Annotated in this window: 10 protein-coding genes and 1 pseudogene; 3 read left to right on the top strand and 8 right to left on the bottom strand. The window is 62.5% G+C overall.

The window, feature by feature from the left end:
- Positions 1 to 2 precede the first annotated feature (2 nt).
- Positions 3 to 1367, bottom strand: a complete 1365-nt coding sequence (locus FJ949_RS08475) for an NAD(P)-dependent oxidoreductase (RefSeq protein ID WP_140495107.1) — start codon at positions 1365 to 1367, stop codon at positions 3 to 5.
- 300 nt (positions 1368 to 1667) lie between these two features.
- Between FJ949_RS08475 and FJ949_RS08470 the strand changes: the two genes are divergently transcribed.
- Entirely contained in the window at positions 1668 to 2444 is a 777-nt protein-coding gene (locus tag FJ949_RS08470; protein WP_140495105.1) for a VOC family protein, read from the top strand.
- A gap of 72 nt (positions 2445 to 2516) precedes the next feature.
- On the opposite strand, the gene FJ949_RS08465 is transcribed toward FJ949_RS08470, so the two are convergent.
- Entirely contained in the window at positions 2517 to 3005 is a 489-nt protein-coding gene (locus tag FJ949_RS08465) for a hypothetical protein (protein ID WP_140495103.1), read from the bottom strand.
- A 200-nt stretch (positions 3006 to 3205) separates the two neighbouring features.
- On the opposite strand from FJ949_RS08465, the gene FJ949_RS08460 reads away from it, so the two are divergent.
- Positions 3206 to 3598: a DoxX family protein gene (locus tag FJ949_RS08460; protein ID WP_140495101.1), complete on the top strand. Its 393-nt coding sequence runs from the start codon at positions 3206 to 3208 to the stop codon at positions 3596 to 3598.
- Between the two features lie 21 nt (positions 3599 to 3619).
- On the opposite strand, the gene FJ949_RS08455 is transcribed toward FJ949_RS08460, so the two are convergent.
- A complete protein-coding gene (locus FJ949_RS08455) occupies positions 3620 to 6046 on the bottom strand; it encodes an FAD-dependent oxidoreductase (protein ID WP_140495099.1) in 2427 nt (808 codons plus the stop codon).
- A 66-nt stretch (positions 6047 to 6112) separates the two neighbouring features.
- Positions 6113 to 7651, bottom strand: coding sequence for a trimethylamine methyltransferase family protein (locus FJ949_RS08450; RefSeq protein WP_140495097.1), 1539 nt, complete (start codon positions 7649 to 7651; stop codon positions 6113 to 6115).
- Positions 7652 to 7869: 218 nt separating this feature from the next.
- On the opposite strand from FJ949_RS08450, the gene FJ949_RS08445 reads away from it, so the two are divergent.
- Entirely contained in the window at positions 7870 to 8460 is a 591-nt protein-coding gene (locus FJ949_RS08445) for a transglycosylase SLT domain-containing protein (RefSeq protein WP_140495095.1), read from the top strand.
- A 544-nt stretch (positions 8461 to 9004) separates the two neighbouring features.
- On the opposite strand, the pseudogene FJ949_RS08440 reads toward FJ949_RS08445, so the two are convergent.
- The 4 genes and pseudogenes from FJ949_RS08440 to FJ949_RS08425 all read right to left on the bottom strand — a co-directional run.
- Positions 9005 to 11206: pseudogene (locus FJ949_RS08440) on the bottom strand (ABC transporter ATP-binding protein); the annotation flags it as partial.
- Between the two features lie 53 nt (positions 11207 to 11259).
- Positions 11260 to 12417, bottom strand: coding sequence for an ABC transporter permease (locus tag FJ949_RS08435; RefSeq protein ID WP_140495091.1), 1158 nt, complete (start codon positions 12415 to 12417; stop codon positions 11260 to 11262).
- 12 nt (positions 12418 to 12429) lie between these two features.
- Positions 12430 to 13464, bottom strand: coding sequence for an ABC transporter permease (locus FJ949_RS08430; RefSeq protein WP_140495087.1), 1035 nt, complete (start codon positions 13462 to 13464; stop codon positions 12430 to 12432).
- A 149-nt stretch (positions 13465 to 13613) separates the two neighbouring features.
- Entirely contained in the window at positions 13614 to 15272 is a 1659-nt protein-coding gene (locus tag FJ949_RS08425; protein WP_140495085.1) for an ABC transporter substrate-binding protein, read from the bottom strand.
- Between the last annotated feature and the right edge of the window lie 46 nt (positions 15273 to 15318).

Below are 15318 nucleotides of genomic sequence, written 5' to 3'. Positions count from 1 at the left end.
GCTCATGCCCTCCCGTTCGAGGTCAGTGCCCGGTGAATGGATTCCGCCGCATCACGCCCTTGCGCCACGGCCGAGACGGTCAGGTCGTCGCCACCGAATATGCAGTCGCCGCCGGCCCAGACCTTGGCCAGCGAGGTGCGCCCTTCCGCATCGACCTTGATGCGCCCGGCCTCGAGCTCGATCGCAGCACCGCTGCCGTTGAGCGCAGCGGGGACGAAACTCTGTCCGATCGCCTTGAACACCTGGTCGGCAACGAGGGTCAGCGTCTCGCCGGTGCCGGCAAGACTGTCGCCGTTCATGGCGGTGTATTCAAGCTCGATGGCATTGACCTTGCCGCCTTCGGCAATCACCCGCTTCGGCTGTAGCCAGTGTCGGATGACGACGCCGTTGGCGGCCGCCAGGTCCTGCTCGAATTCGGAAGCATTCATATGTTCCTGGCCGCGCCGGTAGCAGATCGTCACCTCCTCGGCGCCAAGCAGCTTCGACTGCACCGCGGCATCGATCGCCGTCATGCCGCCGCCGATGACGACGACGCGGCGGCCGACCGGCAGGCCGGAGAGATCGCTGGCTTGGCGCAGCTCGGAGATGAACTCGACGGCGTTGGTGACGCCCACGGCGGCCTCGCCATCGGCGCGCAGCGCATTGACGCCGCCGAGCCCCATGCCCAGAAACACCGCGTCATAATTGCGGATCAGGTCGGAGAGCTGATAGTCGCGGCCGAGCGCCTTACCGTTCTGGATATCAATCCCGCCAATCGAGGTGACGTACTCGACCTCGGCTTGGGCGAAATTGTCGACGCTCTTATAAGCGGCGATGCCGTATTCGTTGAGCCCGCCCGCCTTCGCGCGCGCTTCCAGGATTGTGACGTCGTGGCCATGGCGGGCGAGCCGATGTGCGGCGGCAAGGCCGGCCGGCCCGGCGCCCACCACGGCGACCGCCTTGCCTGTCGGTGCGGCACGTGGATAAAATTGCCTGTTCTCGCTCATCGCGATATCGGTGGCATAGCGCTGCAGCCGACCGATCTGCACCGGCTTGCCTTCCGCCACTTCGCGCACGCAGACCTCCTCGCACAGCGTTTCGGTCGGGCACACGCGGGCGCACATGCCGCCCAGAATGTTCTGGTCGAAAATGGTCTTGGCCGAGCCGATCGGATTGCCCGTGGAGATCTGGCGGATGAACAGTGGAATGTCGATCGAGGTCGGGCATGCGTTCATGCACGGCGCGTCGTAGCAGAAATAGCAGCGGTCGGCTTCGACCAGCGCCTCGTGGTGGTCGAGCGGCGGATGCAGGTCGGAAAAATTGTCCGCATACTGATCGGCAGGCAGCCGGCCGCCTGCAATGCCTTCCCTGAACTGGCCTTCTGCCATCGTCAGTTCCCCTTGTTTTCGTTTTAGGGAAGGCTAGCACGTTTTATTTTTTTATCAATTGGTCAATTTTCTACATAAGCCTCTGAAAAGGCTCGAATAAAACATGATAATTTAGTTCACGTTTAATATCGTAATGCGCGAATGTCGAACCTTCGAGGAAGGACGGTCCGCTAAGCGGCAGGCCGTAATCATGGCATGCCTGTCGAGCCGCAATTTTTCCTCCGCTGTCGGATTTCCGTCTCGAAGATCGTCCTATGATGGATCGAAGGACGATCGACGCAAAAGGTGAGGAGACCGACGATGCCGAAATCCCCAATGCCCTTCTTCTGGTACGAATTGATGACATCAGACCTCGACGCCGCCGAGGCGTTCTATACCAAGGTGGTCGGCTGGACCGCGCAAGCCTTCGACAAGGCTCCCGGCATGCCGCGCTACATCGTCATGAATGTCGGCGAGCGTGGCGTCGGCGGGCTGATGACGATGCCTGAGGATGCCGCCAAGATGGGCATGCCTCCCGCCTGGCTTGGCTACATCCACACCAGGGATGTCGATGCTGCCGCGGCGTCGCTGCAGAAGGCCGGCGGCGCCGTTCATCGCCAGCCCGACGACATTCCGGGCGTCGGCCGCTTCGCCGTCGTCGCCGATCCGCAAGGCGCGACCTTCATGTTCCTGCAGCCGAACGGGCCCGACCAGCCGGTCGTGCCGGCCAGCACGCCGGGCCATATCGGCTGGCACGAGCTTTACACAACCGACTGGAAGGCCGCGTTCGACTTCTATTCCAGCCAGTTCGGATGGACCAATGCCGGCGATTTCGACATGGGGCCGATGGGAACCTATCAAACCTTCGCGGCCGGCCCCGAATCCGGTGGCGGCATCATGAACAAACCCGAACAGATCCCGGTGCCGGTCTGGCAGTTCTATTTCAACGTAACCGCCATCGACGCGGCGGCAAAACAGGTGACCGACAATGGCGGCAAGATCCTAATGGGCCCGATGGAGGTCCCCGGCGGCAGCTGGATCGTGCAGTGCCAGGATCCGCAAGGCGCCCATTTCGCCTTGATGGCGCCCGGACGGTAAGGGGCTCAACGTCGCACAGGAGGACGGCCTTTGATCGTAAGATTGAGGGCCGTGTCCTCGCTTGGCGCCGAGCTATTCCGGCGTCAGCACCGCGACTTTCAGGCCTGCCTTTTTTGCACCGCTGAACTGGACGGTGGCCGGGCCGGGCGCAAGCTTGAACCGAACGCTTTTGCGAATGTCCGGACAGGTCTTGACCCCGCTGTAGCCGGCCAATTTCACGGTATGGCCGTCTTGAATGACATCGATCCAGGCTTCGCCCGACAGGCTTATCTGGATGCCCCCTTCCGGCGGCACAACCATGCTGGCGACAGCGCCGAACGTGCCAGGCGCCGGGGCACGTTCCGGCGGGAGGGCGAATTCCGCTGTCTCGGCCGGCACCAGAACCAGATCGGCGGCAGCGCCGACCGCCAGCGTCGTCCCCGACGCAGCAGAAGGAGGCGCGGCGAACAGCGCCTGCTCGCGCGTTACCGGCCATTTGAAAGCCTCGCAGCCGGCATCCTCGGCCATCGCGAAGCTGGTACCGGCAAGGATTGCGAAAAAGCTGATGACGACTTTTTTCATAGCGAGAGACCCCCAAACGATTTCAACTATCTACAGATCGATACAACCAGAGGGATAATAATGCAACCTTAGGGAGAAAATATCGACGCGTTGCGGAACATCTCGCATCACCGATTGTTGATGTCCGGTAGCGGGAAGTGAATGGTCCATCTCGGGGCGATAATCTAGGCCGGACCTGGGGGGTGAAAACGGAGTTTCAGATGGCGCTTTTTGAAGGCTTGGCCCGATACCAGCCACAGGCGCTCGGCGTTCTGCGCATCATAACCGCGCTGCAATTCATCGAGCATGGCAGCCAGAAGCTGTTCAATTTCCCGGCAAGCGCCGAACCCCACGCCCTCAGCGGGTTGACGCTGACAGCCGGCATTCTCGAGTTCGCCGGCGGCATCCTGCTCGCGCTGGGGCTGTTTACCCGCCCAGTCGCCTTCCTTCTGGCGGGCGAGATGGCGATCGCCTATTTCATGGCGCACATGCCGCGCGGCTTCTTCCCGGTCAACAATGGCGGCGATTTGGCGATCTCGTTCTGCTTCATCTTCCTCTATCTGTTCTTCGCCGGCCCTGGCGCCTTTGCGCTCGACAATCGCCGCGCTGCCTGATGCGAGCCGGATGCGGATTTTTCACGCCCGCATCCGCTCCAAATTGGCGTCGAACAGCGGCACCGGCTGCATGCGTGCGGCATGGCGCTTGCCGAGGATTTCGATCTCGAAGCCTTCGCTCTCCTCGGCGATCTCCTTCGGCACGTAGCCCATGGCCACCGATTTCCTTGAATGATGCGCATAGCCGCCTGACGTCACCCAGCCACGCACCGTGCCGCCGAACCAGATCGGCTCGTCGCCGATGACATCGGCGTCGGCAGCCTCGACGATGAAGGCGCGCAGCCTGAGCCTGCCGCCCTGCTTGCGCTCTGCCAACGCCGCGGTCTTGCCTATGAAATCGGCTTCCTTGCCATAGGCGACAAAGCGATCGAGCCCTGCCTCCAGCGGTCCGTAGATCGGCCGGTATTCGCGCGCCCACGAGCCATAGTTCTTTTCCAGCCGCAGTGCGTTCAGCGCACGGGAGCCGAACAGGCCAATGCCGAACTCCTCGCCCGCCGCCATCAGCGCCTGGAACGCCGCGCGCTGATATTCCGGCGCCACCCAGATTTCATAGCCGAGATCACCGGTGTAGCTGACGCGGCCTACCAGGCACGGCGCCATGCCGATATCCATCTTGCCGATGGCGATGAAGGGAAAGGCGGCGTTCGAGACGTCCGTCCGCGTAACCTTGGCCAGCACGTCCCGCGCCTTCGGCCCGGCGACGGCAAGGCCGGTGAGTTTCGCGCCCGAAGCCTCGATGCGGACAGAACCATCCGCGGGCAGATGCTTTTCGAACCAGCGCATATGGTACTGCTCGGCAATGCCGGAACCGGCGATGAACCACTCCTCGCCGCCGAGATTGGCCAGCGTGAAATCGCCGATGAGCTTGCCGTCCTCCTTCAGCATAGGCGCCAGCGTCATGCGGCCTGGCCTCGGCAGCTTGCAGGCGAGCAGCCGGTCGAGCCATGCAGCAGCCCCCTCGCCTGTCACGCCGTATTTGGCGAAATTCGAAATCTCGGCGATGCCGACGCCCCCGCGAACGTTTGCAACCTCCCTGCCGACATGCGCGAAATCGCTCGAGCGACGCCACGAGAACTCGTCCTTGACGCCTTCGGGCGCGTACCAGAGCGGCACTTCCAGCCCATAGGACACGCCCCATTGCGCGCCCTTGGCCGACAGCAGGTCATAGACCGGCGTGGTCTTCAGCGGCCGTCCGGCGGGCAATTCCTCATTGGGGAAGCGTATCGAAAAGCGCCTGGAATAGTTCTCGCGCACCTTAGCGTTGGTGTAGGCCATCGTCGCCCAGTCGCCATAGCGCGACACGTCCATGGCCCAGATGTCGGCGCCGGGATCGCCCTCGATCATCCAGTTGGACAGCGCGAGCCCAACGCCGCCGCCCTGGCTGAAACCGGCCATGACGCCGCAGGCCACCCAGAAGCCCGGCAAACCGCGCACCGGCCCGACCAGCGGGTTGCCGTCAGGCGCGAAGGTGAAGGGTCCGTTGATGATCTGCTTGATGCCGGTGTTCTGAAAGGCCGGGAAATGCCGGAAGCCGACTTCCAGCGACGGCGCGATGCGGTCGATGTCCGGCTCCAGCAATTCATGGCCGAAATTCCACGGCGTCTGGTGCTCGGACCATGCCTTGTTGGCCTTCTCATAGGTGCCCATCAGCATGCCGCCGCGCTCCTGGCGCAAATAGAGCTCGCCGTCGAAATCGACGGCGTGGATGATCTCGGTGCCGGTCTTGGCGTTCCAGGCGGCGACCTCCGGCATGTCCTCGGTGATCAGATACATGTGCTCCATGGCCAGCACCGGCAGTTCGAGCCCGACCATGCGGCCGACCTCGCGCGCCCAAAGGCCACCGGCGTTGACGACATGCTCGGCCACGACCTCGCCCTTGTTGGTGATGACGCGCCACAGCCCGTCGGGACGCCGCACGATGTCCTCGACCTTGGTGAAGCGCTCGACCTCGGCGCCCAGCTTACGCGCAGCCTTGGCATAGGCATGGGTGACGCCGGAGGGATCGAGATGGCCGTCCTCCTTGTTGCGGACAGCGCCGACGAACTGCTTGGGGTCGAGCAGAGGCATCAGTTCGGCCGCTTCTTTCGGCGAGATTTCTTCGAGATCGATGCCGAGATAGCGACCCTTGGCGACGACGCCACGCAGCCAGTCGAGCCGTGCCTCGGTCGCCGCCAGCAGCACGCCGCCGGTCAGATGCACGCCGGTCGCCTGGCCGGAAAGCTCCTCGATCTCCTTGTAGAGGTTGATCGTGTATTTCTGCAGCTTGGCGACGTTGGGATCGCCATTGATCGTGTGCATGCCGCCGGCCGCGTGCCACGTCGAGCCTGAAGTCAGCTCGTCTCGCTCCAGAAGCACGACGTCGGTCCAGCCATGGCGGGCGAGATGGAACAGCACGGAACACCCGACAACCCCGCCGCCAATGACCACGACCTTTGCATGCGATTTCATGGGTTCTTCTCTGATATCAGTGAGTTGGATGGGCTAGATGATTCAAAACGGGACGTTCGTGGCGCATCACGGCTCGCCCGCCCCAATCGCTTCCTTGCGCTTGGTCACGTAGGCCTCCAGCGCTTCGCGCACGGTGACGTCCATCGGCGGCTCGACATAGTCTTCGAGCGCCTTCTTCCACAACCGCGTGGCGCGCGCGGTTGCGTCGAGGCCGCCGGCTTCCTGCCAGGCTTCAAAATTCTGCCAGTTCGAAAGCATCGGCTGATAGAAGGCCGTCGCATAACGTTCCAGCGTGTGCGGCTCGCCGAAGAAATGGCCGCCGGTCGGCACCGCGCCCAGCGCCTCGACGGCAAGCTCGGCCTCGTCGACCACGATCGGGCGCAAAAACTCCATCATGTGTTGGATCATTTCGACGTCGATGATGAATTTCTCGAACGACGCCGTCAGCCCGCCCTCCTGCCAGCCGGCGGCGTGATAGACGAGGTTGCCGTGGCCGAGCACAGCGCCCCACAGCGCCATCAACGTCTCGTAAGCGCCTTGCGCATCGGCGGCGTTGGAGGCCGAGCCCGGCGTTGTTCGGTAGGGCAGCCCGTAACGCCGTGCCAATTGCCCCGACGCGATGTTGGCCTTGGTGTTTTCAGGCGTGCCGAAGGCCGGCGCGCCCGACTTCATGTCGACATTGGAGGTAAAGGCGCCATACATGACCGGCGCGCCCGGACGCACAAGTTGCGTCAGGACTACGCCGAACAGTGCTTCCGCATTCTGCTGCGCGAGCGCACCCGCCAGCGTCACCGGGCTCATCGCGCCCATCAGCGTGAACGGCGTCACTGCCACAGACTGGCCGAATTCGGCCATCGTCATCAGCCCCTCGGCCATCATCTCGTCGAAACGGCGCGGCGAGTTGACCGAGATGATGGTGGCGATGCCGGGATCGTCGCGCAACTGGTCCAGCGTCAGCCCGCGCGCGATCGCCATCATCTCGATCCCGTCCAGCGCCCTGCCCCGGCCGATCGCCGAGACATGGAAGCTTTTGTCGGTCAGCGTCAGATTGGTGAAATAGGTGTCGAGATGGCGCGAATTGGCCGGCAATTCGACCGGCGCGCAGACCTGGTTGCCGAGCATGTGCACGCAGTTGAAATGCTGCGCCAGCCGGGTCAGGTCCGCATAGTCGCGCAAATTGCCGGGGCGGCGGCCCCGCGCCATGTCGTGCACATTGGGCGGCCCCGCAACGAGCGTGAAATTGATTGTGTTGCCGCCGAGATGAACGGCGTTGGCCGGATTGCGCGGTGTAAGGGAATAATTGGACCGCGTCGTCTTCAGCGCCTCGTCGACCATGCCGCGGTCAATGCGCACGTTCGCCGACGCGTGGTCCACGCTGGCACCGGCCTGCTCGAACAGCGAGAGCGCCCGCGGGCTCATCACCTCGATGCCGAAATTCTCCAATATGTGCATCGACGCCTGGTGGATCGCCTCGATCTGGTCGGGCGACAGCAAGGCCATCGGCGGATAAGGATTGGTCACCCGCCTCGCCGGCAGCTGCGGGATAGGCCCTGGTCCCCGGTTGCTGGTGCGCTCGGCGCCGCGCTTGCGTCTTGGTTCGTTCATGCCAGGCATCAAAGCCTCGACAAACCGCGCCAGCTGTCAGAAATACGCCGTTTGCGGGCGCGATTTTAACCGAGGCGGCATTTTCGAAACATCGATTTATGAAAAGCGACAAGATATGTCGGGTGATCAATATGGCATTTTTCTGAAGCGCCCGCCTCGGCGGCCCGTTAACGAGGGCAGCAAGATTCCCTTTATGATTTGAGCCTATTGCTCTGCCGATGCGTAGGTCGAGTTTTAGTAAAATTGTAGCGGTTGGTATGCTGCTGGCACTTTCGGCCTGTGCGACGGCCCCCAGCCACATCAACAATGTCTGCGCCGTCTTCGACCAGAATGACGGCTGGTTCGACAATTGGCAGTCGGCCGCCGAACGCGCCGAGCAGAAATACGGCGTGCCCGTCCCCGTGCTGATGGCGACCGTGCGCAAGGAATCGGGATTCAAGAGCAACGCCCGGCCGCCGCGCACCAAACTGCTCGGTTTCATCCCCTGGAAGCACGTCTCGTCGGCCACCGGCTTCTCGCAGGCGCTGGACGGGACCTGGTCGCAATATCAGAGCGAAACGGGCAACTGGGCGGCCCGCCGGACCAAATTCTCCGACGCCGTCGATTTCGTCGGCTGGTACCATTCCAAGACAGCGGATACCTACGGCGTCGCCCGCAACGACACCTACAATCTCTACCTTGCCTATTATCTCGGCTGGACCGCCTATGGCCGCGGCAATCGTGGCGATTCCGGCGTCCAGAGCTATGCCCGGGCCACCGACAAGATGGCCCGCGACTATGCCGAACAGCTAAGGCAGTGCGGCAGCTAAAGGGCTCCCGCTACAACGACAGCATCTGTCAGCGCGGCTTCCTGCCGAACACCTTGATGTATTCCGCCTCGCCGCCCTTGGCGAGCGCCTTCGCCTGCTTGACCCAGTCCTCGCGCTCGATGCGGCCCTGGAATCTCAAATGGTCGTCGACCCACTCCCGTTCGGCCTTCTTCCACGAGGCAATTTGAGCGTAGGTGAAGATACCGAGGCCATTGAGGATGGCTTCCGTCTTCGGACCCACGCCGGATATCAATTTCAAGTCGTCCGGCTTGGCAGGCTTGGAGATGCCGGCGGGTCGGTTCCTGTCGGCCGCGCCATCACGCGCCGCGCCTGGTCTGGCCGCACGGCCGCTAATTGGTGCGACACGCGCATTCTCTGCCTGGCGGCCCTCGCCAAGCGTTCTCGGCGTGAAAGGCGCGGAGGTCGCGTTGGCATCGGTCGCCGGTGCACCTGTTTCGGAGACCTCGTCGCGCACCTCGTGGCGGCGGGCTCGCCACACGGCTTCTGTCTCCTCGGCGTCCTCTCCCACCGCGCTGGCTTCCGCACTGGCGGTCTTGCCATGTGGTCGGTTGGGTGGCTGACCGGCAAAGCCCGGGCCGGCCCCATGCGGCGCGTCGTCCGGCACGCCCTCATGGTCGGCATGCTGCTTGTCGAACTTGATCACTGGCTCCATCGTCGCCAGAACGTCGTCCGAGAGCCAGCACAGGCTCATGTGCCCGCCGCCCAGGTTCTTTACCGGCGGCACCTTGGTTTCGCAGAGATTATCCGGCACCAGTCTCTTGTAGCCGCAGCGCGTCTGGAATGGACAGCCTGTCGGCGGGTTCATTGCCGAGGGTATGTCGCCCTCCAGCACGATGTGCTTCTTGACCACGCTGGTGTCGGCGATCGGGATCGCCGAAAGCAGTGCCTCGGTGTAGGGATGATAGGGCGGCGCGAAGATCTGGTCGGTCGTACCTTGCTCGACGATATAGCCGAGATACATGACGACGACCCGGTCGGCGATATAGCGCACGACCGACAAATCGTGGCTGATGAACAGCATCGTCGTCTTGTTCTTGCGCTGGATGTCCATCAGCAGCTCGGTCACCGCCGCCTGCACCGACACGTCGAGCGCCGAGACCGGCTCGTCGGCCACCACCACCTTGGCATCGCCGGCAAAGGCGCGCGCCACGCCGATGCGCTGCTTCTGGCCACCCGAAAGCTGGCGCGGCTTGCGGCTCTCGAAGGCGCGCGGCAGCTTCACCAGGTCAAGCAATTCCAGCATGCGCTTGCGCCGGTCGGCGACGGTCTTGCCGACGTTGAATTTTTCCAGTGTGCGGATGATCTGCGAGCCGACCGAATGGCTGGGGTTGAGCGTATCGAACGGGTTCTGGAACACCATCTGGATCGACGACACCGTGTCGACGCTGCGGCTCTCGATGCCGGTCGACTGGATTTCCTTGTTGGCGAGCGTGACCTTGCCGGAGCTCGCCGTCTCGAGCCCGAGCAGTACTTTGGCCAGCGTCGATTTTCCGCACCCGGATTCGCCGACAATGGCGACGGTTTCGGATTCGCGCGCCGTAAACGAAATCGTCTCGTTGGCCTTGACGACGCGGCCCTCGCTTGAGCCGAACACCTCGCTGCCGCCAACCTTGTAGTATTTTCTCAGATCCTCGATCTTGAGTACCGGTGCGCCAGGCACGACCTTCTCATTGACCTTTTTGGCGCCGGGCGGCAGGGCGTCCCAATCGATTTCGTTGAAGCGCACGCAGCGCGAGAAATGACCTTCATGTCCCGCGACTTCGATCATCGGGATTTCGGCGGCGTTGCAGACGCCCTCGACGAAATGGTGGCAGCGCGGACCGAAATTACAGCCCTTCGGCCTTTCATGCGGCAGGGGCAGCTGGCCGGGGATCGAGATCAGCGGCCGCGAGTTCTTGTCGGCGCCCGGCAGTGGAATCGAGCGGAAAAGGCCCTGCGTATAGGGATGGCGCATCCGGTCGAACACGTCCTTGATCTTGCCGGTCTCGACGGCCTCGCCCGAATACATCACCGTGATGCGGTCGCAGGTCTCCAGGATCAGGCCAAGATTGTGCGACACGAAGATCATCGAGGTGCCGAACTTCTCGCCCAGCCCCTTGACCAGTTCGACGATGCCCGCCTCCACCGTTACGTCGAGCGCCGTCGTCGGCTCGTCGAGGAGAAGCAGCGCCGGCTTCGACAGCAGCGCCATGGCGATGACGATGCGCTGCTGCTGGCCGCCCGAAAGCTGGTGCGGATAGGAGCGCATCATGCGTTCCGGATCGGGAAGCTTCACCGAGCGCACCATTTCGAGCGCACGTTTATAGGCCTCTTCCTTCGACACCTTGTCATGGATCAGCGGCACTTCCATTAACTGCTGGCCGATCTTCATCGCCGGGTTCAGGCTCGCCATCGGCTCCTGGTAGATCATGGCGATCTTGTTGCCGCGGATGCTGCGCAGCTCCTCCTCGGAGAGCTCGCCCATGTCCTTGCCCTGGAACTTGATCTTGCCGCCGACAATCTTCCCGATGTTGGAGAGGTCGCGCATGATGCCGAGCGACACGGTCGACTTGCCGCAGCCGGATTCGCCGACAATGCCCATCGCCTCGCCGGGCATGACCGTGCAGGAAAAATCCATCACGGCCGGTATCTCGCCCTTGCGGGTGAAGAAGGAGATCGACAGGTTCTCGATCTCGATGATCGGCCCATTGTTCGGCCTGGCCGGATTTCGAACTGCCTCGTTCATGGGTCGCTCCAATCCTTGGTTCTTCCGGGCAAGTAGGGTCGAGGACCCCGCCATCAATCCTTCATCGATTGCTCGCGCAGGGAATCGGCGAGCAGGTTTAGCCCCAGCACGAACGACATCAGCGCGATCGTCGGCGGCAGTGCCGGGTGGATGAAGGAACGCAGCAGCCGGCTGGCATCCTTGATCGCAGTGCCCCAGTCGGGACTTTCCGGCGCCAGCCCGAGGCCGAAATAGCCCAGCGTGCCGAGCAGGATGGTTGTGTAGCCGATGCGCAGGCAGGCATCGACGATCAGCGGTCCGCGCGCATTGGGCAGGATCTCCCACAGCATGATGTACCATGGCGACTCACCGCGCGTCTGGGCCGCCGCCACATAGTCCCGCGTCTTGATATCCATGGTCAGGCCACGCACGATGCGGAACACGCCCGGGCTGGAGGCGAACACCACCGCCACGAAGATGTTGAGCTGGTTGGGATCGATATGCACGATCTTCAGCGGGTCGGCATCGAACACCAGGCCGGCATAGATCCAGCCGCCGACCACCAGCGTCAGTCCGAGCAGGATGTAGATCCGGTCGGAACGGTTCTTGTAGCGCGTCCAGAACAGCACGCAGAAGAAAATAATCGGGAACAGGAAGAAAACGCCGGCCAGCGCGTAGGGGATCGGCGTGTCCATGATGCCCGGCGTCACCAGGAGGTAGAACAGCAGGATAACCGGGAAGGCCAGCACGAGATTGGCCAGGAACGACAAAACGGTATCGATCTTGCCGCCATAATAGCCGGCCGGCAGGCCGAGCGTGATGCCGACCATGAGCGCGAAGCCGGTCGCCGCCGGTGCGATGATCAGGACGATCTGGCTGCCATAGACCATGCGTGAAAAGACATCGCGGGCGAGCTTGTCGCCACCGAATAGATAAGCGAGGCCCGATTGCGGTTCGATGGCTCCGGGCAGTGTATCCTTCATGATGGGAATCTGGCCGAGCGGATCGAAAGGCGAGATGGTCGAGGCGAAGATCGCCGTGAACAGCCAGAACAGGCAGATGGCCACCCCCGCTATGCCGACGCCGCTGTCGAACAGTTGGCCGTAGAGAGCCAGCTTCTTCTTGTAGAGGAAGCTCGCGCCCATGACGATGAGAAGCGCGAGCCAGACCGGCCAGAAGCGCCAGAGCACTTCGAGGACGACGGTGGAGGCGCCGATATATTGGGCTTGCATGCGCCGTCTCCCCTACTGGACCCGAATGCGCGGATTGAGGAACGCGTAGCCGGCATCGGAAATGAGCTGCGTGATCAGGACGATGAACACCGAGACCAGCGAGCAGCCGAGCAAAAGGTCGATGTCGTTGTTGCCTGCGGCCTCGACCAGCGTGTAGCCGAAGCCCTGATAGCGGAACATCACCTCGACGATGACGACGCCGGTGAGCAGCCACGGAAACTGCAGCATGATCACGGTGAAGGGCGCGATCAGAGCGTTGCGCAGCGCGTGCTTGACCACCACGCTTTTGAAGGAAAGACCCTTCAGCCGGGCGGTGCGGATATATTGCTGCGTCATCACCTCGACCATCGAGGCACGCGTCATGCGCGCGATGTAGCCGATGCCGTAGATGGCCAGCGTGATCACCGGCAGCGTGAAGTTATAGAAGGTGATGCCCTGGCTTGCCGATGCGGCGGATCCGTTCAGCCAGCCAAGCCAGGAGGCGAAGATGACGGTAAAGATGACGCCCGATACATATTCGGGCGTCGCCGTCGAGGCGATCGAGGCGACCGACAGCACCCGGTCGGTGCGCGACCCCTCGCGCATGCCGGCCAGGATGCCGATCAGCAGCGAGACCGGCACCATCACCGCCAGCACACAGAACATCAGGATGCCCGTGGCGCCGAGCGCAGGGAATAGCTTGGCCCCCACCGTGGTCTTGAATTTGGTCGAGCAGCCGAAATCACCCTGGAGCACGCCGGAGAACTTCGGCTCGGCCGGATCATTGCAGAAAGAGAAGCGCTGCGCCGGCTTACCGGTCGCCGGATCGGTTACCGGCTGCTTGGGCACGACGCCGAGCCACTGGCCGTAGCGCACGAAAAAGTTCTGCCGGTAGCCGTGATTGACCAGCCAGCTTTCCAGCTGTTCGGCCGAGGTGTGCATCTCGGTCTGGCTGATCGCCAGCTTCTTCAGGTTGGGTTCCAGATTGACGAGGAAGAAGACGACCAGCGTCAGGCACAGCATCGTGAGCAGTATCGTGCCGATGCGTCTGGCGATGAATGAGAACATTGTACCCCCCTGCCGGCCGGGTTGGGGTCAGATAGGTTCAACCCTGTATCAAAAACCTTGTGACGTCACGCCGCCGCTGCATCCAATGCAACGGCGGCGATGCCGCGGGAGCGAAAGGCGCTGGCGCCCCGCTCCCGACAGGCTGTGGGTCACGCCTGATCGAGCCAGACCTTGCCGAAGTCGTGCTCGTAGGTGGGGTGCATCGAGTGGTTCTTCACCTCGGGCTTGATGTTGATGTAGAGCTTGCGCCAGTAAGGCTGGATGATGATGCCGGAATCCTGCAGCATCTGCTCGATGTCCTTCATCACCACCTTGCGCTTCTCCGCGTCGGCGATCCCGAGCGCCTCGTTGACCTTCTTGTCGAAGTCCGGATTGGCGTAGGCCGTCTCGTTCCAGGCTTCACCCGAGCGGTAGGCGATGGCGATGACCTGGATGCCAAGTGGACGCATGTTCCAGTTGGTTTCCGAGAACGGATATTTCGTCCAGTCGTTCCAGAAGGTCGAGCTCGGCAGCACGGTGCGCTTCACCTTGATGCCAGCCTCGCGCAGTTGGGCCGCGATCGCGTCCGTGGTGTTCTTGTGGTAGTCCTCGTCGTTGCTGATCAGCTCGTGTTCGAAATCGATCACGCCGGCTTCCGTCAGCATCTGCTTGGCCTTGGCGATGTCGCGCTTGATTTTGGGCAGCTCGACATATTCGGGATGGATCGGCGCGACATGGTGGTTCTCGGCCGGCGTGCCGGCATTGCCGTAGCCGAGCTGCAGCACCACCGAGTTGTCGACGGCCAGACACATCGCCTGACGCACTTTCTGGTCGCCATAAGGCTTGGCGTTGACGTTGAAGCGCGACACCACGGTGGCGGCGGTCACGACCTCGGAAGGCGGCGCGCCGACGTCTGCGATGATCTTGACGTAGTCGGCGGTCGTCTCATGGTTGGTCTGAACTTCGCCCGATTCGAAGGCCGAAACCGTTGCGGCCGGATCGGTGCCGTAATCGATGAACTCGACGCCATCGAGGAAGGCTTCGCCCTGCCACCACTTGCCGGTCTCGCGGCGCTTGTAGACGACCTTCTGGCCGACGTCGTAGGAGACGAGCTCGAACGGACCCGTACCGATCGGGCAGTTCTTGAAGTTGGCGCCCTTCTCGTCGAAGCTCTTGTGCACCACCAGTGCCGGATAATCGGTCAGGTTGGGGATGATGGCGATATCGGGTTTGGTGAGCTTCAGCTTGACGGTCATGTCGTCGACCTTGATGACCGACCCTTCGCGCAATTTCTTGGTCTTGTCATCGACGAGGCTGCCGAGACGGCCCGGCATGGAGTTGCCTTCCGCGGCCTTGTCGGCCCAGCGGGTGAAATTGTAGATCACGTCGTCGGCGGTGAACTTGTCACCATTGTTCCATTCGACGCCCGGCCGCACATGCAGCGTGTACTCGGTGGCGTCGTCATTGATGTCCCAGCTTTCCAGGAGATAGGGCGCGAATGTGTACTGGTGGGTGTATTTCACCAGCGGCTCAAGCGCCTGCCTCTCGGCATTGGAGATTTCCGACCAGTCGGCCGTGCGCGGATCCTTGGGATCCTTGACCGACATTGCCACCTTGAGCACGCCGCCTTTCTTACCCTGCACGTCCTCGGCCTTGGCCGGCGTCGGGGCGGCGAGCCCCAGAAGGCCATAGGCCATGGCCGTCGAAGCGCCGAAGACGCTGGCGAGCGCGAGGAATTCGCGGCGATCGACCTTACCCGACTTGGCCTCTTCGGCCATGGCCAGGATGTGATCCGGAACGCTATCGCCATTACTCTTGTAGATTGTCATGACTAACTCCCATTGTTGGCTTTCCGCCGATTAACATTCCGCATCC

This window comes from Mesorhizobium sp. B2-4-1 (assembly GCF_006442185.1).
Lineage (GTDB): Bacteria > Pseudomonadota > Alphaproteobacteria > Rhizobiales > Rhizobiaceae > Mesorhizobium.
The sequence above is the reverse complement of the archived record's forward strand: the minus strand, read 5'-3'. Positions and strand labels throughout refer to the sequence as shown.

What these genes read in the sequence shown, in the direction of transcription:
- FJ949_RS08475 (WP_140495107.1), bottom strand. Translation starts at nt 1,367, where the DNA reads ATGGCAGAAGGCCAGTTCAGGGAAGGCATTGCAGGCGGCCGGCTGCCT.
- FJ949_RS08470 (WP_140495105.1), top strand. Translation starts at nt 1,668, where the DNA reads ATGCCGAAATCCCCAATGCCCTTCTTCTGGTACGAATTGATGACATCA.
- FJ949_RS08465 (WP_140495103.1), bottom strand. Translation starts at nt 3,005, where the DNA reads ATGAAAAAAGTCGTCATCAGCTTTTTCGCAATCCTTGCCGGTACCAGC.
- FJ949_RS08460 (WP_140495101.1), top strand. Translation starts at nt 3,206, where the DNA reads ATGGCGCTTTTTGAAGGCTTGGCCCGATACCAGCCACAGGCGCTCGGC.
- FJ949_RS08455 (WP_140495099.1), bottom strand. Translation starts at nt 6,046, where the DNA reads ATGAAATCGCATGCAAAGGTCGTGGTCATTGGCGGCGGGGTTGTCGGG.
- FJ949_RS08450 (WP_140495097.1), bottom strand. Translation starts at nt 7,651, where the DNA reads ATGAACGAACCAAGACGCAAGCGCGGCGCCGAGCGCACCAGCAACCGG.
- FJ949_RS08445 (WP_140495095.1), top strand. Translation starts at nt 7,870, where the DNA reads ATGCGTAGGTCGAGTTTTAGTAAAATTGTAGCGGTTGGTATGCTGCTG.
- FJ949_RS08435 (WP_140495091.1), bottom strand. Translation starts at nt 12,417, where the DNA reads ATGCAAGCCCAATATATCGGCGCCTCCACCGTCGTCCTCGAAGTGCTC.
- FJ949_RS08430 (WP_140495087.1), bottom strand. Translation starts at nt 13,464, where the DNA reads ATGTTCTCATTCATCGCCAGACGCATCGGCACGATACTGCTCACGATG.
- FJ949_RS08425 (WP_140495085.1), bottom strand. Translation starts at nt 15,272, where the DNA reads ATGACAATCTACAAGAGTAATGGCGATAGCGTTCCGGATCACATCCTG.